A 19,772-nucleotide genomic window follows, 5' to 3' on the forward strand; every position below is an offset into this window, starting at 1 on the left:
CACACCACACTGCATACCACCGTTGAGAGCTGAACCCTGATGGCCATCCGATCTGTTGTACTCGATACCGAAACCACCGGCATGCCGGTGACCGATGGTCACCGGATCATCGAAATCGGCTGTGTCGAATTGATGGGTCGGCGTCTTACCGGTCGCCACTTCCACGTCTACCTGCAACCGGACCGTGACAGTGACGAAGGCGCTATCGGCGTCCACGGCATCACTGACGAATTCCTCAAGGGCAAGCCGCGCTTCGCCGAAGTGGCCGACGAGTTTTTCGAGTTCATCAACGGCGCGCAGTTGATCATCCACAACGCGGCGTTCGACGTCGGTTTCATCAATAACGAATTTGCCCTGATGGGGCAGAAGGATCGTGCGGATATCTCACAGCACTGCTCGATCCTCGACACTTTGATGATGGCCCGTGAGCGTCACCCGGGCCAGCGCAACAGCCTGGATGCCTTGTGCAAACGCTACGGCGTCGACAACTCCGGTCGTGAACTGCACGGCGCCTTGCTCGACTCCGAGATTCTGGCCGACGTTTACCTGACCATGACCGGCGGGCAGACCAGCCTGTCCCTGGCGGGTAATGCCTCTGACGGCAACGGCTCGGCGGAAGGTTCAGGCAACCGCCCTTCGGAAATTCGCCGTCTGCCGGCGGATCGCAAGCCCACTCCGATCATTCGTGCCAGTGAGCAGGATTTGGCTGAGCATGCGACGCGGTTGGAAGCGATTGCCAAGTCGGCCGGTGCGCCGGCGTTGTGGTCGCAGCTGACGCAGCAATAAGATCGGCTGAACTTGATCAAACGGTGGGAGCTGGCTTGCTTGCGATAGCCATAGGTATCTACACATCTTTTTATGGGTTGAATTCTTTGGTTGTCTCGGGGGCGGTGGGTACATATCCGTTATTGGGTGATGGCTTAGATTGGTTCCGCTCTTACAGCGGGTCACTTTTGGAAAAGAGCCCCAAAAGTAACCAAAAGGGCTCTTGCCCCACCACTCGGCACCTCGCTTAGGCTCGGTGTGCCCTCACTCCGGCTTTGGAGCGGGGGCCGCCGCCATGGGCCATCCTTGGCCCATCGCGGCTAAACCGGCGTCCTGCCGGTTTACCCCCGCTCCAAAGCCTGCGTTCGGCCAGCGTGGTTTAACGGGGCGCCTAAGATCAAGATCAAGATCAAAAGCAAAAGCACGGCGGCCTAGTAGCCGACCTGAGTGGTTAGATCAAAAGCAAAACCGAGGCGGCCTGACAGCCGACCTGATCTTGATGGCTGAACTCAATCTAATGTGGGAGCTGGCTTGCCTGCGATGCAGACACCTCGGTCCATCAAGTACACCGAGTTGATGCCATCGCAGGCAAGCCAGCTCCCACAGAAAAGCAGAGCACTGCGGTGCTGGCAGTCGAACTCGGTCAAAATTATGGGAGCGGGCTTGCTCGCGAATACGGTGGGTCAGTTATATATGAGCTGACTGACCCACCGTATTCGCGAGCAAGCCCGCTCCCACAGTGGGATCTCAGTACATCAGGCAGAGAGTGTACTGCCGTGCTTTTGCTGTGCTTTTGCTGTGCTTTTGCCCTGCTTTTGCTTCAACCACTCAGGTCGGCTACTAGGCCGCCGTGCTTTTGCTTTTGATCTTGATCTGAGGCGCCCCGTAAAACCACGATGGCCGAACGCAGGCTTGAATTCGTGGGTAACCCGGCAGGACGCCGGGTTAGCCGCGATGGGCCAAGGATGGCCCATGGCGGCGGCCCACGGATTCAAGCCGGAGTGAGGGCATGCCGAGCCTAGGCGAGGCACCGAGTGGTGGGGCAAGAGCCCTTTTGGTTACTTTTGGGGCTCTTTTCCAAAAGTGACCCGCCGTAAGGGCGGAACCAATAGCCGCCGTTACCGCAGCAACGGATATGTACTCAATCTACCTAAACCATCGCAGGCTAAAAGCAACACAAAAAGTTGCGTAGATACCTATGCCCATCGCAGGCAAGCCAGCTCCCACAGCTGATTTACAGCGCCTGCAAAATCTTCATTCGCCACATCCGCTCCCAGCTTCTACCCTGAGTACATAGCCCTCAGGACTATCAGCACTCATGTACAAAGACCTGAAGTTCCCTGTTCTTATCGTACATCGCGACATTAAGGCCGATACCGTTGCCGGTGATCGGGTTCGAGGCATCGCCCGAGAGCTGGAACAAGAGGGCTTCAGTATTTTTTCCGCCGTGGACTACGCCGAAGGGCGGCTGGTGGCTTCTACCCATCACGGCCTAGCGTGCATGTTGATCGCTGCCGAAGGCGCCGGGGAAAATACCCACCTGCTGCAAAACATGGTCGAACTGATCCGCCTGGCGCGGGTGAGGGCGCCCAACCTGCCGATCTTTGCCCTGGGCGAGCAAGTCACCCTGGAAAATGCGCCGGCCGATGCCATGAGCGAACTCAACCAACTGCGCGGCATTCTTTATTTGTTCGAAGACACCGTGCCGTTTCTGGCTCGGCAAGTCGCTCGCGCGGCGCGCACTTACCTTGATGGCTTGTTGCCGCCGTTCTTCAAAGCCTTGGTGCAACACACCGCCGACTCCAACTACTCGTGGCACACACCCGGCCATGGCGGCGGCGTGGCGTATCGCAAGAGCCCGGTAGGGCAGGCATTTCATCAGTTCTTCGGTGAAAACACCTTACGTTCTGACTTGTCCGTTTCAGTGCCGGAACTGGGCTCGCTGCTCGATCACACCGGGCCGTTGGCGGAAGCCGAAGCCCGCGCCGCGCGTAACTTTGGCGCCGATCACACGTTTTTTGTGATCAACGGCACCTCGACCGCCAACAAGATCGTCTGGCACTCCATGGTCGGCCGCGACGACTTGGTGCTGGTCGACCGCAACTGCCATAAGTCGGTGTTGCACTCGATCATCATGACCGGCGCGATCCCGCTGTACCTGTGCCCGGAACGCAATGAACTGGGGATCATCGGCCCGATTCCCTTGAGTGAGTTCAGCCCCGAGTCGATCCGCGCCAAGATCGATGCCAGCCCCTTGACCCGTGGCCGGCCAACCAAAGTGAAGATGGCGGTGGTCACCAATTCCACCTACGACGGCCTGTGCTACAACGCCGAGCTGATCAAGCAACAATTGGGCAACAGTGTCGAGGTGTTGCACTTCGACGAGGCCTGGTACGCCTACGCGGCCTTTCACGAGTTCTTTGCCGGGCGTTATGGCATGGGCACCTCGCGCACCCCGGACAGCCCGCTGGTGTTTACCACCCACTCGACCCACAAGTTGCTGGCCGCCTTCAGCCAGGCCTCGATGATCCATGTGCAGGATGGCGGCGCACGGCAACTGGACCGCGACCGCTTCAACGAAGCGTTCATGATGCACATCTCCACCTCGCCGCAATACAGCATCATTGCCTCGCTGGACGTGGCCTCGGCAATGATGGAAGGCCCGGCCGGGCGTTCGTTGTTGCAGGAAATGTTTGACGAGGCCCTGAGCTTTCGGCGTGCCCTGGCCAACTTGCGCCAGCACATCGCTGCTGAGGATTGGTGGTTCTCCATCTGGCAGCCGCCTTCGGTGGCGGGCATCGACCGGGTCGTTACGGCTGACTGGCTGCTGCACCCGCAGGATGACTGGCATGGCTTTGGCGATGTGGCCGAAGATTACGTACTGCTCGACCCGATCAAAGTGACCCTGGTGATGCCCGGCCTGAGCGCCGATGGCGCCTTGAGCGACTGCGGGATTCCCGCCGCAGTGGTCAGTAAATTCCTCTGGGAGCGTGGGCTGGTGGTGGAAAAGACCGGGCTGTATTCCTTCCTCGTGTTGTTTTCCATGGGCATAACCAAAGGTAAATGGAGTACCTTGCTCACCGAATTACTGGAGTTCAAGCGCAGCTATGACGCGAATGTGAGCTTGGCAAGCTGCTTGCCATCGGTGTTTGCCCAGGGCCCAACGCGCTATCAAGGCCTGGGCTTGCGCAACCTGTGCGATCAATTACACGGCTGTTACCGTGGCAATGCCACGGCCAAACACCTCAAGCGGATGTACACGGTATTGCCGGAAATCGCCATGAAGCCGGCCGACGCCTACGACCAATTGGTCAGGGGGGAAGTGGAGGCGGTTTCCATCGATGCCTTGCCAGGGCGCATCGCAGCCGTGATGCTGGTGCCTTATCCGCCGGGCATTCCGTTGATCATGCCGGGCGAGCGCTTTACCGAGTCGACGCGATCGATCATCGACTACCTGGCTTTTGCCCGGACGTTCGATAGCAGCTTTCCCGGTTTTGTCGCTGATGTTCATGGGTTGCAACACGAAGACTATGGCAATGGTCGTTGTTACACCGTCGATTGCATCAAGGGTTAAGGATGTTTATGCAAGCTGTAATGAACCCGAAGTACCCGGGGCTCAGTGTGCGGGTCGCTGACGAAGGCTTTGATGCCTACGTGTGGGGCAACGATTTCAGCTTTGAAGTCAACGCCTACGGCGTGCCACAGATGGGCCAGCGCGTGGAACAATGGCCCATGGAGCGCATCGTGCCGTATCGCAAGTGTTATGGCATCGACCCGGAAGAATTCGCCAGTTTCCGCGATGCACCGGACAGTGCGATCTTCATGGCCTATCTGGATGACCGTGCGGTGGGGCATGTTGTGGTCAGCACCAACTGGAATGGCTTTGCCCACGTCGACGAACTGGCGGTGGCCTTGCCGGCGCGGCGCCATGGTGTGGCGAAAGCGTTGCTGGACGTGGCGCAGTTCTGGAGCCGCAAGAAAAACCTGCCGGGCATGATGCTCGAAACCCAGAACAACAACCTCGGCGCGTGCCGCCTGTATGAGCGTTGCGGGTACGTGATGGGCGGGATTGATCAACTGCGTTATCGCGGGATTGATCCACAAACCCGCGAAGTGGCGATCTTTTGGTATCGGTTATTCAAGTCAGAGTTGGAAACGGCCTGAACGTCGCTGTTGGCTGACGTTTGGGCCGCGTGTCGGCGCTGAAAAGGTTATGTATCAAGCCAGGAATGTTCGGCGCCCACTTTGACTTTCAACTGACTGTGAAGCGCCATGTAGCGCTGCTTCCCCTCCTGTACTGTCTGCTGGATATTGTCGGGCGCCGTGACGCCTTTGTCCGCGTAATACTTGCGGGTACCGCTTACCACATCGACGATTGTCCCGCCCTTAAGCTCATCATTGGCCTTGTCGCGGGCTGCGCTTCATCCCTCCGGCATGCTGGAGCAGGTCATCACTGTGTAAGTCGAGGGCGTGGGCGTACACCCTGGCGATATAGTCCGTGCGCTCGGAGTCAAAGGCCCTGGGCGTTTGCGAGCGCGCTGGTTTCTCTACGGCTTTTTCGCCATGTTCGTCTGGGAGGGGGTTAAACCGCAGGGTTCGAGTGAGTTTGCTGGCGTCTTTTACGTCGAGTTTGTCGTAGGGCGGCGAGTACTTTTCGTTCAGGCCATATTGGTTTGAAAGAGTACCGGCGTGGGTGTCAATGCGATAAACCCTGATTTGCTTATTGCGCGTGATCTTCACGTCCAGCGTGTGACCTCTTTTCGTCAGGGTCTGGGTGAAGAAGTCCGTGCCCATTTTGTATTCATCGGTACGGAAAAATTCGAGCTGGCCATACTCAAAGTTTTTCTTATCCTCCGGCGGCAAGGTCGAGATCAGGTAATGGGTCAGGCCCGTGTGACCCTTTTTCAGGGCTTCTGCGGCCTGTTTATAGCGTTCGGCAAAGGCGTCTGCGACGTCAGTTTGCCGCTCGCGGATTTTGCGCAAAACGCCAGAATGGGAATTCGCTTGTCCTGGGTTTCCCAATGCTCTATGCCGTCATTATTGACCTTTTCACCGTGGATGACGATATCGAGCATGGAGTGTTGCGCGCCGGCGTTTGCAGGGGCTCCGGGTCCAGGCTCAGGTGGATGGCTGCCAGCAAGTAGTCATTGCCGCTGGTAGTGGTCGCTATGCCGCCCAATTGGGTTTGTATGGCGCGGCCCAGCGCCTGCGCCTCGGCCGAACCGAGCAGCGATGTTTGGTTGCCAGCTCGTTCCAGTTGCAGCGATCAGCAAAGGCTTTTTTCAGCGCCAGTGGGTTGTCGAGTTCGTCAGGGCCTGTGTCGTTGGCCGCGACTTCGGTCACTTGAGTATTCGTGGCTTGCGTGGCTGGGAGAATCGCAGGGTTGGTGAGCGGTAGAGAAGCAGGGATAGATTGAATGATGGGCATGGGGATCCTTTCCATGGTGATGGGACATCGTCCGCAAGAAAGCGCGGATAGGCGCCTTCTTCAGTGTGTGGGTGTGAGAATCCACGGACGGGGTTCCACCCTGACTGTCAGGTGTTGTGTCGATGACAGTGCAAGGAAAGGCGCTGATGGGGCGTGGTTCAGGGTGCAGGCGTGGACGCTGATGTACCGGCCAGCAGGGCCTCGGCCTTGTTGGCGACGATCTCCAGCAGCGCGTTCAGCGCAGGCGTGGGTTCAGCGTCCTTCAACGTCAATGCGTAGAGGATGACAGGAATGGGTGGCGATAACGGGCAACTATCCAGCCCGACCTCCCGCGCGCCAAAAGCGGTGAACGGGTCGACAACCGCCAGGCCTTCCCCGGCTTCCACCATGCTGCGCATCATCTGGTAGGTCTGCACCCGCGTCTGCACCACTGGCAGTGGGCGCAGAGCGTGCAGCTTGGCGTCCAGCAGGCGGCTCAGCGGGTCATGCCCCTCAAGCCCGATCATCGACTGCCCGGCCAGGTCCTGCAGCGCGATGTACTTTTGCTTGGGTTTGAGCCAGCCATGGGGCGCGAGCAGTTGCAGTTTGCCCTCGGCCAGCACAGTGCTTTGGATTTGCGGGTGTTGCGGGTCATGCAGGCTCAGGCCCACATCGGCTTCGTGCAGGAGCAGGCTCCTGACAATTTCCCGCGTCGGTTGGCTCGACAGGTTGCACGGCGTGTCCTGGAACCGTCGACGCAGCAGCGCGATACTTTGCGGCAACAGTTGATTGGCCAGGGGCGGGGTGCACAAGGCGCGCAGTGTGGGGGCATGGTGGTGTTTCAAGCGACTGGCCAAGCGTTGTACCGGTTCCAGTGCTTCGTAGAGGTGGGCGATTTGTGCCTGCAGCTCAAGGGTTTCACGGGTTGCCTGCAAACGCCCGCGCACACTGGCAAACAGCATGAAGCCCAATTGCTGCTCGGCGTCCTTGAGGGTTGCATCCACGTTGCCCACGGGGAGTTGCAACCATTCGGCGGCTGTGCCGAGGTGTCCGGTCTGCAAGATGGCCTGAATCACTTCGATATGACGTAAACGCATCGCCGGAGTCTATGTTCAGTACGGTGGGGTTTCAATGGCTTGGGAAAAAACAGCGCGGGTCGGCTACCGTTAAGCGTGCTCGCCACTGCAACCTGCGGGTCATACAAAACGTGTAATAACTGACCAACCTTCAGGGAGCCTTGCGATGTCCGGCAATACCGCAACAATTGGCAGCGTGCACACCCAGCATGGCTTTACGCGTTGGGCGGTGCTGGTGGTGTTGGTCATTATCGGGTTGCTGGCCCTGGCGGTGGGGCCACGGCTGTTCGGCGATGTCACGCTGGCAGAAATAGCCCAGGCGAAGGCCCAGGTGAGCGAATTGGGCAGGGCGGTCGAACGGTTTCATCAAGACACCGGTCGCTACCCCACGGATGAAGAGGGATTGGAGGCATTGACCACGCGACTTGTTGGCGAGGCGAAATGGAAAGGCCCCTACGTTAACGAAGACTTGCTGAATGACCCTTGGGGCATTGCCTACCAGTACCACTACCCGCCAACCCAGCCGAACACGCCCTTCGACCTGTTTTCATTCGGCAAAGACCGCACCCTGGGCGGCGTAGGCGACAACAAGGATATTACCTACGGCGACAACTGATAGATCTGGCAATACCCATCGACCTGATTAGAATGGCTGCTCTGATCATCAACGACCAATACAACAAAAACAGGTCTGGTCTCACATGCCTCTACCCTCGATCTTCTTCGGGGTAACGGCCAAGCAACTGCTGGTCTTGGTGACCGTGGGGTGCGTGGCTGCTTATCTCTTCAATACTCCCGATGAACACACGCCGGAAAACCTCGCCCTCGAGGCGTTTATCCGTTCCCAGGAACAGGTGGATGCGCAGGTGGGCGCGGTGCTGGAGATTGCATTGGTCAGGCAGGTGGTGGCCTATCCCGCGTATGGCACGACGGGCTACAAACGTTCGTTGTATGCCGTTGAAGGAGAGCGGGGGAGGTTGATGGTGACGCTCAAGCACGTGGATGGCGGGCAGGGCGTGGAGGTGACAGAGATTCGCCGGCCTTGATCACCAGCCCAGTCAATGCCGTCAATGGCCAGGACTGAGCAGGTCGATAAGGTGAGAGCTTATTAAGCCTGGAACGTTGGGGATTCGCGGGTGATAATTTTGTCCGACTGGATCAGTCTGAATTCATCGCCTTCCATTTTTTCTACGCGATCGCCAATGGCCAGCTTGTAGGTAGTGGTGGGCGCCGAACCAGCCTGGTCGCCTTGCACCGGGTTGGATTCCTGGAACTCATGCACGGAATACACGCGTCCTTCCGCGTCTCTGGCATGGAACTGTCCGACAAGTACTGCAGCCATCTGTTTAGAACCTCTGGAGATAAACACTCGATTTGCGGTTCTGTAGACCGTCATGGAGCGGGGTAGTTTACCTATGGAAAAAAAATACTATTCGTTGATCTTTTCAGACGCTTCCTACGCAGGGGATCGCGTAGAAAACCTCTTGGGGATTATCAAAACCTGCTGGTGAACCTGCCGTGAAGACTTTATAACTACAAGCTCCTTAGTCAGACGTCGGGAAAACCTCAATGAGCAAGGTCTACACGATTGCCGTACTGGTTGGCAGCTTGAGAAAAGAGTCGATCAACCGCAAGGTCGCCCTGGCCTTGGCCGAACTGGCCCCAGCCAATCTGAAGTTGAACATTGTGGAAATTGGCGATTTGCCGCTCTACAACGAGGACCTCGACGGGGCATCACCGCCCGCAGCCTACAGTACTTTGCGCAAACAGGTGAGTTCATCCGACGCGGTGTTGTTTGTGACCCCGGAATATAACCGCTCAGTGCCGGCGGCGTTGAAGAATGCGATTGATGTGGGGTCGCGGCCTTATGGGCAAAGTGCCTGGAGTGGTAAGCCTGGGGCGGTCATCAGTGTGTCGCCGGGGGCCATTGGTGGGTTTGGTGCTAACCACCATTTGCGCCAGTCCCTGGTGTTTCTCAATGTGCCTTGTATGCAACAGCCGGAGGCTTATCTGGGTGGGGCGGGGAGTGCCTTTGATGAGGCGGGTAAATTGTCGGAGAAGACCAAGCCGTTTTTGCAGGCGTTTGTTGATGCCTATGGGGTGTGGGTGGAGAAGCAGTTGGGGTGATGGGGGGGCTTTTTTGAGTACATATCCGTTGCTGCGGTAACGGCTGCTTAGGGTTCCGCCCTTACGGCGGGTCACTTTTGGAAAAGAGCCCGGAATGCCGGCCCAGCCAAAAGTAACCAAAAGGGCTCTTGCCCCACCACTCGGTGCCTCGCCTAGGCTCGGCATGCCCTCACTCCGGCTTGAATCCGTGGGCCGCCGCCATGGGCCATCCTTGGCCCATCGCGGCTAACCCGGCGTCCTGCCGGGTTACCCACGGATTCAAGCCTGCGTTCGGCCATCGTGGTTAACGGGGCGCCTCAGATCAAGATCAAAAGCAGATCAAAAGCAAAAGCACGGCGGCCTAGTAGCCGACCTGAGTGGTTGAAGCAAAAGCAGGGCAAAAGCACAGCAAAAGCACAGCAGCACACTCTCTGTCTGATGTACCGAGATCCAACTGTGGGAGCGGGCTTGCTCGCGAATGCGGTGGGTCAGTTATATATGAGCTGACTGACCCACTGAAGTGCGCCCCAGAAGTTGGACACCCGTCCAACTCCTGAGGCTTTTCATGAGCAAATACACGACGCAGTTCAAGCTTTCCGCCATTACCACTTTCCTTGAACAGGGCCGAGGCTTTCGCCGCATAGCCGCTCAATTTCAAATGGATCCCACCTTGCTTCGTCGTTGGGTGGAGGCTTACCGATTACATGGCGAAGCCTGTCTAAGCAGAACCGGCGAACGCTACAGTCCCTTGTTCAAGTTTTCAGTGCTGCAACGCATGTGGCGCGACTCCTTATCTTTGCGCCGCGCAGCGGCGCTCTTCAACCTGGGTAACTCAAGCCAGGTGGGCAGATGGCAACAGCAGTATTACAGTGGCGGTATTGAAGCCCTGGAGTCAGGGAAAAAGGATCGATTACCGCTATGCCCAAGCCGCCTTCTAAACCGCGTAAAACTACCACCCCACTCACCGACGCACAGCTTGCACACAAGGCATTACTCGATGAACTGCAGTATTTGCGCATGGAGAACGCCTACCTAAAAAGCTTGGAGAGTTGGGCGAGGCGGTGATGAGGCGAGAGAGAGAAGCGAAGAAAAAGCCCGATTAGTCACTGAGCTCAAACAAGCTTTCCCCTTGAGTGATTTGCTCAAGCTGGTAGGTCTTGCGCGAAGTACGTACTACTACCAACTCAAGGCGATGGGCGTTGCGGACCGGTTTATCTCGATCAAAGCCTCTATCCAGACTATCCAAGACGAGAATGAGGGCCGCCTTGGTTACCGTCGGATGACTTTAGAGCTACGTAAGCAAACGCCGTTGATCAACGGTAAAACGGTACGACGGCTGATGGGAGAGTTAGGCCTGAAATGCACAGTGCGACCGAAAAATACAAATCGTATAAAGGGCCAATGGGAGAGGTATCGCCCAATATCCTGGCTCGTCAGTTCGAAGCTGAGCAACCAAATCAGAAATGGGTAACCGATGTCACCGAGTTCAAAGTGGCCGGCAAAAGCTGTATCTGTCCCCAGTACTGGACTTGTACAACGGAGAGATTGTGGCCTATAAGACCGCCGTCCGCCCCCAATACGCCTTGGTAGGCGACATGCTGGAGCTTGCCCTTGAGCGCTTGCCCGAAGGCGCCAAACCCATGCTGCACTCGGATCAGGGCTGGCACTATCGACACTCAAAGTATCGGGAAAAACTGGAAAAAGCTGGGTTGGAACAGAGCATGTCTCGCAAAGGGAACTGCTATGACAACGCCACAATGGAAAGCTTTTTCGGTACCCTGAAGTCGGAGTTTTACTATCGGGAAAGCTTCGACAGCGTTGCTCAGCTGCAGGCCGGGCTGGATAAGTACATCCATTACTACAACCATAAGCGAATCAAAACGAAGCTTGGCGGACTGAGCCCTGTGGCTTACAGAACCCGGTCCGCGGTAGCCTAACCATTAGCTGTCCAACTTTTGGGGCGCACTTCAGTCAGGCCGCCTCGGTTTTGCTTTTGATTTGCTTCAACCACTCAGGTCGGCTACTAGGCCGCCGTGCTTTTGCTTTTGATCTTGATCTTAGGCGCCCCGTAAAACCACGCTGGCCGAACGCAGGCTTTGGAGCGGGGGTAAACCGGCAGGACGCCGGTTTAGCCGCGATGGGCCAAGGATGGCCCATGGCGGCGGCCCACGGTCCAAAGCCGGAGTGAGGGCACACCGAGCCTAGGCGAGGTGCCGAGTGGTGGGGCAAGAGCCCTTTTGGTTACTTTTGGGGCTCTTTTCCAAAAGTGACCCGCTGTAAGAGCGGAACCCATATCAGCCATCACCCAAATAACGGATATGCACCCAATCCTAGCCCACCCCTCACGCCAAACGATCCGCCAACATCCACGCCCGCGTAGCAGACTCCCGACGAGAAGCCTGATCAACCTCCACTCCAAAAATAGTCGATGCCTGGTCTGAGCAACCGCTGCTGACGTTACCGACGCCCTTGCCCTTGGCATTGTTTCCCGAGCCCTGTCCTTACCGCGAGGCGGCGCTGACCCGTCTTGCCCAGCGCACCGCGATGCACTACACCCGTTACGCCGCACTGCAGGCCGCAGCGTTGGCCGGCTTTGCCGTTGCCCCGATGGCGCGCAGCCAAGTGGGGCCTGGCTTGACGGTACTCGGCGCCGAGCACGGCTTACCCGTGTTGCCCGATGCCGAGTTTCGCCTGTTCAACGCGCCGCAGGCGGACCCGCGCCTGGCTGAGGTGGTCACCCAGTCGGTAGTCCGCTACGGGGCTGTTCGCCGTTACTAAAACTCAGCGCAACCAGTTGGTGCGCGCCAGTTCGATCACTTCATCGCCGCGCCCGCTCATCACCGCCTTGAGCATATACAGGCTGAACCCCTTGGCCTGTTCGAGCTTGATTGTCGGCGGCATCACCAGTTCCTGAGTGGCTGTGACCACGTCGACCAGCACCGGGCCGTCATGGGCGAGGGCACGGCGTAAGGCCGGTTCGAGGTCTTCGGACTGCTCCACGCGAATGCCGAGGATGCCCATGGCGTTGGACATGGCAGCGAAATCCGGGTTTTTCAGCTCGGTACCGGTGTCCAGGTAACCGGCGGCTTTCATTTCCATGGCGACGAAACCCAGTGACGAGTTATCGAACACGATGACTTTGACTGGCAGTTTCAATTGCGCCAACGAGATGAAATCGCCCATTAACATGGCGAAGCCACCGTCGCCGGACATCGAAATCACTTGTCGCCCAGGAAAGGCTGCCTGGGCGCCAATGGCCTGCGGCATGGCATTGGCCATCGAGCCGTGGTTGAACGAGCCGATCAGGCGGCGTTTGCCATTCATCTTTAAATAGCGCGCAGCCCACACGGTGGGTGAGCCGACGTCGGCAGTGAAGATGGCATCGTCATCCGCCAATTCGCTGAGCAACCGCGCGACGTATTGCGGGTGGATCGGCCGGTCGGGTTTCGACGGCTGCGCCAAGTCGTCCAGGCCTTGGCGGGCTTTCTCGTAATGCTTCAACGAGGTGTCGAGGAAGCTGCGATCAGCCTTGCGGGTCAGGCGTGGCAGCAGCGCGTCGAGGGTCTCGCTGACGTCGGCTGCGATGCCCAGGTCCAGCGTGGCCCGGCGCCCGAGCGCCTGCGGGTTGCGGTCGACCTGGATGATTTTCGCGTCGGTGGGGTAGAACTGGCGATAGGGGAAGTCGGTGCCGAGCATGATCAGCGTGTCGCAGTTGAGCATGGCGTGGTAACCCGAGCTGAAACCGATCAGGCCGGTCATGCCCACATCAAACGGGTTGTCCCATTCCACGTGCTCTTTACCGCGCAAGGCGTGCACCACTGGCGCGCCGAGGGCATCGGCCAGGGCTACCACTTGGTCGTGGGCACCGGCGCAGCCACTGCCGCACAGCAGGGTGACTTTCTGGCTGCTCTGCAGGATCTCGGTGAGGCGTTGCAGGTCCTGTTCCGCCGGCAAGGTGCGCGGTGCGTGCAGGGCTGGCCAAGGCTTGAGTTTGTCTTCCACTTCCAGCAGCGATACGTCGCCTGGAATCACCACCACCGCCACGCCACGGTTGAGGATCGCCGAGCGCATCGCGCGGTGCAGCACCTGGGGCATCTGCTCGGGGTTGGTCACCAGCTCGATAAAGTGGCTGCACTCTTTGAACAGCTCCTGAGGATGGGTTTCCTGAAAGTAGTTCAGGCCGATCTCCGAGGACGGAATTTGCGCCGCAATCGCCAGCACCGGCACATGGTTGCGATGGCAGTCGAACAGGCCATTGATCAAGTGCAGGTTACCCGGCCCGCAGCTGCCGGCGCACACCGTCAATTCGCCGGTGGTGGCGGCTTCGGCACCGGCGGCGAACGCGGCGACCTCTTCGTGGCGCACGTGCATCCACTCGATGCTGTCCATGGTGCGCAGGGCGTCGGTCAGGCCGTTGAGGCTGTCGCCGGTCAGGCCCCAGATGCGCTTGATGCCCGCCTGTTCAAGGGTGGTCGCCAATTGCTGGGCCAGGTTGATTTTCGCCATGAAGAACTCCAATCGTCAGTGAGGTTAAAAGCTGCTGATCAGTAGAGGACAGTTCGATCACGGCGAATGCTCCGCGCTTAATGTGAAGATTGCGTCATGGCGGCGCGGTATTGGCGGGTGCGGCGGGCGAGAAACCACTGATCGCGGACCAGCGCGATGCACGGGGCCACCTTGGCGTTGGGCCGGTGGCCGCGGCTCAATTGGCGCATCTGGTAGCGCACCACGGCCAGGGTGGCGAGGGCGGCCAGGGGCTTTCGCTGCCAGTTGATGGGTTTGAGTTGCGGGTTGAGGTCGCGGCCTGCGCGCCAGTGTTTGATCAACTGCGGCTCCAGGGTCAGGGCGGTGGCGATGCCGGCCATGGCGATGCCGCTGTCGAGCACGTGTTGCACCACCGGCAGGCGCCGAATGCCGCCGGTGACCATCAGTGGCATGCTGGCGAGGGTCGCCACTTCCTGGGCAAATGCCAGAAAGTACGCTTCACGCGCCAAGGTGCGACCGTCCCGAGCTTCGCCCTGCATGGCCGGCGCTTCGTAGCTGCCGCCGGACAATTCCAGCAGGTCGATGGGCAACGGGTTGAGCATCTCGACCACGGCACGCGCATCGGCCTCTGCAAACCCGCCGCGCTGGAAGTCCGCCGAGTTGAGCTTGACCGACACGCAAAACGACGGGCTGACAGTGGCGCGTACCGCGTTGATCACCTCCAGCAGCAGGCGCGCACGGTTCTCCAGCGAACCGCCCCAGCGGTCGGTGCGTTGGTTGCTGAGCGGTGAGAGAAACTGGCTGATCAAGTAGCCGTGTGCAGCGTGGATCTGCACCCCGGTAAACCCGGCTTTCTCGGCCAGGCGTGCGCTGGTGGCGAAGCGCTCGATCACGTCTTGAATATCCGCCTCGGTCATGGCTTTGGGCTTGGCGAACATCTTCGAGAAGCCGCCCAGGTCGAGGGCTACCGCAGAGGGCGCCAAGGCTTGCTGGCGCAGGTTGGCGGGCGTCTGGCGCCCCGGGTGGCTGAGTTGCAGCCAAAAGTGCACGTGCTTGGCTCGCGCGACATCGGCCCACTCACGGAAGCTGTCCAACTGCTGCTCGTCCTCAAGCACAACGCCGCCGGGGCCGGTCATGGCGCGGCGGTCGATCATCACGTTGCCGGTCAGCAGCAAGCCAGGCTCACCCTCGGCCCAGGCCTGGTACAGCTGCTTCAATTCGCGCGACGGCGCTTGACGGGCGTCGGCCATGTTCTCTTCCATCGCCGCCTTGGCGATGCGGTTGGCGAGGACTTGGCCGTTAGGCAGTTGCAGAGCTTCAAAAGGTGACATGGGTTGACTCCTGAGCGGGGGAGGCCTCAGGCTAAGCTTAAAGTTAACTTTAATGTCAAGCGGGGCGTGGCGATGAATATTGGCGAGCTGGCAAAACAAAGTGGGCTGGCGGCATCACGCATTCGCTTTTATGAAGCTCAAGGGCTGATCAGCCAGGTGGGGCGCCAGGCCAATGGCTATCGGCGGTATGCACCGCAGGCGTTGCAAACGCTGCAACTGATTCAGAGTGCGCAGCAGGCCGGGTTTACCTTGCAGGAGCTCAAGGCGTTGATGCCGGCGCCGGGCGAGCACAAGCGCGATGAGCTGATCGAGGCGTTGGAGCGCAAGGCGCAGCAGATCGAAGTGATGCAGGCGCAGTTGGCGCACAGCAAGGCGCAATTGCTGGGGGTGATCGAGGCAGTGCGTGCGCAGCCGCAAGATCTGCCGTGTTCCATGGGCCAGAAGCAGGTGCTGGCGTCGATCAAACTCAACGCATGATCGTATGATCGTTCCCACGCTCTGCGTGGGAATGCATACCGTCACTCTCCAGCCGGACGCGGAGCGTCCCAAGCGGCATTCCCACGCAGAGCGCGGGAACGATCACGCATAAAAAAGCCCTGGCATGCCAGGGCTTTTTTATAGGCTGACGCTTAGCGGCGGCGGAACAGCGGCAACGGTTCATCCGTGGCCGCCTGGTACGTCACCGAGAAGTCCTTGAGGCTTTCCAGGGCTTCGTACGGGTCTTTGTCAGCGCGCAAGGCGAAGGCATCGAACCCGCAGCGGCGCAGGTAGAACAGTTGGTCGCGCAGCACGTCGCCAATCGCGCGCAGCTCGCCCTTGTAACCGTAACGGTCACGCAGCAGGCGCGCGTTGGAGTAGTTGCGACCGTCGGTGAAGGCCGGGAAGTTCAGGGCGATGACTTGGAAGTGCTGCACGTCATCACCGATTTCTTCGGCTTCTTCATCGGCGTCTAGCCACACACCCAGGCCGCCGTCGCGGGCCTTGAGCGCATGGCCGTGTTCGCGCCACAGGGCCAACGGCACGATCAGGTCGTCGCAGTTGGAAATGCCGTCGAAGCTCGCGTCCTTGGGCAGCAGGTGCCAGGTTTCATCGAGGACTTCGTTGTTCTTAATGATTCGCTGCATAGACGCGCTCCTTGAACAGGTCGATGCCGATGCGCTGGTAGGTGTCGATGAAACGCTCATCTTCGGTGCGCTGTTCGATGTACACATCGATCAGCTTGCCGATCACCTCGGGCATGGCTTCCTGGGCGAAGGACGGGCCGAGGATCTTGCCCAGGCTCGCATCGCGGCTGGCGCTGCCACCCAGGGACACTTGGTAGAATTCTTCGCCTTTCTTGTCCACGCCCAGGATGCCGATGTGGCCGACGTGGTGGTGACCACAGGCGTTCATGCAACCGGAGATGTTCAGGTCCAGCTCGCCGATGTCGAACAGGTAGTCCAGGTCGTCGAAACGGCGCTGGATCGATTCGGCAATCGGGATCGATTTGGCGTTGGCCAGGGAGCAGAAGTCGCCACCCGGGCAGCAGATGATGTCGGTCAGCAGGCCGATGTTCGGCGTGGCGAAACCGCCTTCGCGCAGCTCGCCCCACAGCGTGAACAGTTGGCTCTGCTCAACGTCCGCGAGGATGATGTTCTGCTCGTGGGAGGTACGCAGTTGGCCGAAACTGTAGCGCTCGGCCAGGTCGGCCACGCCATCCAGCTGCTTGTCGGTGATATCGCCCGGTGCTACACCCGTGGGTTTGAGCGAAAGGGTCACGGCCACATAGCCCGGTTTTTTGTGCGCCAGGGTGTTGCGGGTACGCCAGCGGGCGAAACCTGGGTGCTGCTGGTCGAGGGCTGCCAACTCAGCATCCTGATTGCTCAGGGCTTTGTATTGCGGGTCGACGAAGTGCTTGGCCACACGGTGTACTTCGGCTTCGGTCAGGGTGGTCTGGCCGCCGCGCAGGTGTTCCATTTCAGCGTCGACTTTCTGGGCAAATACCTCAGGCGTCAGCGCTTTGACCAGGATCTTGATCCGGGCCTTGTATTTGTTGTCGCGACGGCCGTAGCGGTTGTAGACCCGCAGGATGGCGTCGAGGTAGCTCAACAGGTCCTGCCAGGGCAGGAATTGGTTGATGAATGCGCCAACCACCGGCGTACGACCAAGGCCGCCACCGACCAGCACACGGAAGCCCAGCTCGCCGGCCGCGTTGTGCACCGGCTCCAGGCCGATATCGTGCACTTCGATCGCCGCGCGGTCCGAGGTCGAGCCATTGATGGCGATCTTGAACTTACGTGGCAAGTAGGCGAATTCAGGGTGGAAGGTGGTCCATTGACGGACGATTTCACACCAGGGGCGCGGGTCGATCAATTCGTCGGCGGCAACCCCGGCAAATTGGTCGGTGGTCACGTTGCGCAGGCAGTTACCACTGGTCTGAATGGCGTGCATCTGCACGGTCGCCAACTCAGCCAGGATGTCCGGCACGTCCTCCAGCGCCGGCCAGTTGAACTGTACGTTCTGGCGGGTACTGATGTGGGCGTAGCCTTTGTCGAAGTCGCGGGCAATCTTGGCCATCATGCGCGTCTGGCGCGAAGTCAGTTGGCCATAGGGCACGGCAACCCGCAGCATCGGCGCAAAGCGCTGAACATAAAGGCCATTTTGCAGGCGCAGAGGGCGGAACTCTTCTTCGCTCAGCTCACCAGCCAGGTAGCGTCGGGTCTGATCACGGAACTGCTTGACGCGGTCCTCGATGATGCGCTGATCGTATTCGTCGTATACGTACATATAGGTCCTGTTCTCGGCAAATCTGCGCGCACGGCCGCGCACTCCCAACGGAGCCGGCGCACGATACCAGTTTGCGTTTATGCGCAAAAGTGATGTTTGAGTATATGCACATAACCAAAATGACTAATGAGAAGGGTTATCGCGATACCCACATTTGTCATGCGGGCAATCATGATCTTTACTGTCGTCGAGTCTTAGTGCAATCACCTATAAAACCGACAAGAGGCGATGCGATGAGCAATTCGACTAAAGCCCGTAAACCCGACAGTACCGTTGATGCCTGGGCCATTCTGTTCTTGATAATCCTGGTGGTGGGCACAGCCGTATTCTGGGTCAGCCACCAGTAAACCGCTTGATTGAGCCTCGATTCAATGTCGCATTGCCATTATCCTGTGGGTTAATGCTTAAGGCTCAAACAATCATGTTGAAGGTTCTGATTGCGTGTGTGTGGTTAGTGGGATCGGCGTACGGGGCGATGGCCCATGCGACGTCAGTGGTATTTCTCAACCCGGGCACATCCACCGAGACCTTCTGGGTCAGCTACGCGCAATTCATGCAGGCCGCTGCCAAGGACCTCGGCCTGGATTTGCGCGTGCGTTATTCCGAGCGCGACGCCCAGAACACCCTGGCCCAGGCCCGCGAAGCGCTGCAAGGCAGTGAGCGCCCCGATTACCTGGTGCTGGTGAATGAGCAATACGTCGCCCCGCAGATTTTGCGCATGGCCCAGGGCAGTGGGGTCAAGTTGCTGATCGTGAATAACGCGTTGACCCCCGACCAAGTGCAATTGCTCGATGCCCGCAGCGACGCCAACTGGGTGTGCAGCCTGGTGGCCGACGACGAGCAGGCCGGTTACCTGATGCTCACCGACCTGCTGCGCCAGCACGGGCCGGTTGCACCGGGTGAATCCCTTGACCTGCTGGCGTTTTCCGGCGCCAAGAACACCCCGGCCGCGCAACGCCGTGAACTGGGTTTGCGCCGCGCCTTGGCCGAGCATCCGCAAGTGCGCCTGCGCCAGTTGGTTTACGGGGAGTGGAGCCGCCAGCGCGCCTTTGAACAAGCCTCGCAGTTGTTCAAGCGCTACCCACAGACGGCGTTGGTGTGGTCGGCCAATGATGAGATGGCCCTGGGCGCCATGCAGGCGCTGCAAGACAGCGGGCGAGTACCGGGCAAGGACGCGCTATTCAGCGCGGTCAACAGTTCGCCGGGCATATTGCGGGCCTACCTGGATGGGCGGTTGACCACGCTGGTCGCCGGGCATTTCACCTTGGGCGGCTGGGCGATGGTGCTGATTAATGATGATGCCAAGGGCGTCGACATCAGCGCCTACGGTGGGCGGGATCGGCAGGAGGCGCTGTTCCAACTGATTGATGCCAGCCAGGCGCAACGGTTGCTGGGGCCAGCGCCGCCGGTGGATTTTCGTGCGCTCTCCGCCCAAGGCAAGCCCGCGTCCTACCGTTACCCGTTCAGCCTGCAACTGCTGCTGCGCTAAACCCCGGCCAGGTGCAGCACCAGCTTGACGATGCCGAACAGCATCAGCGCAAACACTGCCGTGAACAGAATGCCCAGCACCACGAAATGGCTGGGCTTGCCGTGGGTGAAGTCGCGTGCGCGATTTTTCCCGCTCTGCACGCCAAAAGCCGCCGCCATCACGCTGTGCAGCATTTGCCAGAAGGTGGGCGGCTTGTTGTCGAGTGGATCGTCCATAAAACCCTCGTCAGGATGACTGTCCTACAGAGCATAGACGCCCTGTATCTATGCACCACCGGTCTGGCGTTGAACGGTGATGTGCTGTCACTCCATTTAACAGGAGTCACAGCATGTCCGATTTACCCCCCCC

At 59.2% G+C, this 19,772-nt stretch carries 16 protein-coding genes and 2 pseudogenes; 10 read left to right on the forward strand and 8 right to left on the reverse strand.

Going from position 1 to position 19,772, the window contains the following annotated elements; all coding sequences use genetic code 11:
- Nucleotides 1-45: 45 nt before the first annotated feature.
- The 3 genes from dnaQ (at nt 46) to K0P33_RS13640 (ending at nt 4,929) form a co-directional block, all read left to right on the forward strand.
- Entirely contained in the window at nt 46-786 is a 741-nt protein-coding gene (gene dnaQ, locus K0P33_RS13630) for a DNA polymerase III subunit epsilon (RefSeq protein ID WP_176463026.1), read from the forward strand.
- Nucleotides 787-2,083: 1,297 nt separating this feature from the next.
- Nucleotides 2,084-4,339, forward strand: a complete 2,256-nt coding sequence (locus K0P33_RS13635; protein ID WP_242155698.1) for an Orn/Lys/Arg decarboxylase N-terminal domain-containing protein — start codon at nt 2,084-2,086, stop codon at nt 4,337-4,339.
- Between the two features lie 20 nt (nt 4,340-4,359).
- The gene (locus K0P33_RS13640; protein WP_242156040.1) at nt 4,360-4,929 is read left to right on the forward strand and encodes a GNAT family N-acetyltransferase; all 570 of its coding nucleotides are present in this window, start codon (nt 4,360-4,362) and stop codon (nt 4,927-4,929) included.
- Nucleotides 4,930-5,160: 231 nt separating this feature from the next.
- Here K0P33_RS13640 and K0P33_RS13645 read toward each other — a convergent pair whose 3' ends face one another.
- Both K0P33_RS13645 and K0P33_RS13650 read right to left on the reverse strand, forming a co-directional pair.
- Nucleotides 5,161-5,748: a hypothetical protein gene (locus K0P33_RS13645; protein WP_242155701.1), complete on the reverse strand. Its 588-nt coding sequence runs from the start codon at nt 5,746-5,748 to the stop codon at nt 5,161-5,163.
- A 602-nt stretch (nt 5,749-6,350) separates the two neighbouring features.
- Nucleotides 6,351-7,268, reverse strand: a complete 918-nt coding sequence (locus tag K0P33_RS13650) for a LysR substrate-binding domain-containing protein (protein WP_242155703.1) — start codon at nt 7,266-7,268, stop codon at nt 6,351-6,353.
- 145 nt (nt 7,269-7,413) lie between these two features.
- On the opposite strand from K0P33_RS13650, the gene gspG reads away from it, so the two are divergent.
- Nucleotides 7,414-7,863, forward strand: coding sequence for a type II secretion system major pseudopilin GspG (gene gspG, locus K0P33_RS13655; protein WP_094953788.1), 450 nt, complete (start codon nt 7,414-7,416; stop codon nt 7,861-7,863).
- Nucleotides 7,864-7,948: 85 nt separating this feature from the next.
- The gene (locus K0P33_RS13660) at nt 7,949-8,293 is read left to right on the forward strand and encodes a hypothetical protein (RefSeq protein ID WP_242155705.1); all 345 of its coding nucleotides are present in this window, start codon (nt 7,949-7,951) and stop codon (nt 8,291-8,293) included.
- Between the two features lie 62 nt (nt 8,294-8,355).
- On the opposite strand, the gene K0P33_RS13665 is transcribed toward K0P33_RS13660, so the two are convergent.
- Nucleotides 8,356-8,589, reverse strand: a complete 234-nt coding sequence (locus K0P33_RS13665) for a hypothetical protein (protein WP_094953786.1) — start codon at nt 8,587-8,589, stop codon at nt 8,356-8,358.
- A 227-nt stretch (nt 8,590-8,816) separates the two neighbouring features.
- Here K0P33_RS13665 and K0P33_RS13670 point away from each other — a divergent pair, with 227 nt between their 5' ends.
- From K0P33_RS13670 to K0P33_RS13680, 3 genes and pseudogenes are all read left to right on the forward strand, one after another.
- Entirely contained in the window at nt 8,817-9,374 is a 558-nt protein-coding gene (locus tag K0P33_RS13670; protein ID WP_094953785.1) for an NAD(P)H-dependent oxidoreductase, read from the forward strand.
- A gap of 544 nt (nt 9,375-9,918) precedes the next feature.
- Nucleotides 9,919-11,290 (forward strand): annotated as a pseudogene (locus tag K0P33_RS13675) (IS3 family transposase).
- Nucleotides 11,291-11,768: 478 nt separating this feature from the next.
- Nucleotides 11,769-12,131, forward strand: a pseudogene (locus K0P33_RS13680) (LysR family transcriptional regulator); the annotation flags it as partial.
- Between the two features lie 3 nt (nt 12,132-12,134).
- Here the strand turns inward: K0P33_RS13680 and poxB are convergent.
- Both poxB and K0P33_RS13690 read right to left on the reverse strand, forming a co-directional pair.
- Nucleotides 12,135-13,859: a ubiquinone-dependent pyruvate dehydrogenase gene (gene poxB, locus K0P33_RS13685; RefSeq protein ID WP_242155707.1), complete on the reverse strand. Its 1,725-nt coding sequence runs from the start codon at nt 13,857-13,859 to the stop codon at nt 12,135-12,137.
- Between the two features lie 77 nt (nt 13,860-13,936).
- Nucleotides 13,937-15,169, reverse strand: a complete 1,233-nt coding sequence (locus K0P33_RS13690; protein WP_242155709.1) for an NADH:flavin oxidoreductase/NADH oxidase family protein — start codon at nt 15,167-15,169, stop codon at nt 13,937-13,939.
- Between the two features lie 72 nt (nt 15,170-15,241).
- Here K0P33_RS13690 and K0P33_RS13695 point away from each other — a divergent pair, with 72 nt between their 5' ends.
- A complete protein-coding gene (locus K0P33_RS13695; protein WP_094953387.1) occupies nt 15,242-15,646 on the forward strand; it encodes a MerR family transcriptional regulator in 405 nt (134 codons plus the stop codon).
- Nucleotides 15,647-15,798: 152 nt separating this feature from the next.
- Here K0P33_RS13695 and K0P33_RS13700 read toward each other — a convergent pair whose 3' ends face one another.
- On the reverse strand, nt 15,799-16,293 hold the full coding sequence (locus tag K0P33_RS13700; protein ID WP_017136920.1) for a DUF934 domain-containing protein: 495 nt from the start codon (nt 16,291-16,293) through the stop codon (nt 15,799-15,801).
- A complete protein-coding gene (locus K0P33_RS13705; RefSeq protein WP_242155711.1) occupies nt 16,277-17,935 on the reverse strand; it encodes a nitrite/sulfite reductase in 1,659 nt (552 codons plus the stop codon). Before K0P33_RS13705 ends, K0P33_RS13700 begins: the two co-directional genes overlap by 17 nt.
- Before the next feature lie 421 nt (nt 17,936-18,356).
- Between K0P33_RS13705 and K0P33_RS13710 the strand changes: the two genes are divergently transcribed.
- Nucleotides 18,357-19,424 (forward strand): ABC transporter substrate-binding protein, encoded by a 1,068-nt coding sequence (locus tag K0P33_RS13710; RefSeq protein WP_242155712.1) that lies wholly within the window; start codon nt 18,357-18,359, stop codon nt 19,422-19,424.
- Here K0P33_RS13710 and K0P33_RS13715 read toward each other — a convergent pair.
- Nucleotides 19,421-19,639: a DUF2970 domain-containing protein gene (locus K0P33_RS13715; RefSeq protein ID WP_094953380.1), complete on the reverse strand. Its 219-nt coding sequence runs from the start codon at nt 19,637-19,639 to the stop codon at nt 19,421-19,423. The two genes, K0P33_RS13710 and K0P33_RS13715, sit on opposite strands and share 4 nt — an antisense overlap.
- Nucleotides 19,640-19,772 lie beyond the last annotated feature (133 nt).

The organism is Pseudomonas sp. ArH3a (assembly GCF_022648765.1).
Lineage (GTDB): Bacteria > Pseudomonadota > Gammaproteobacteria > Pseudomonadales > Pseudomonadaceae > Aquipseudomonas.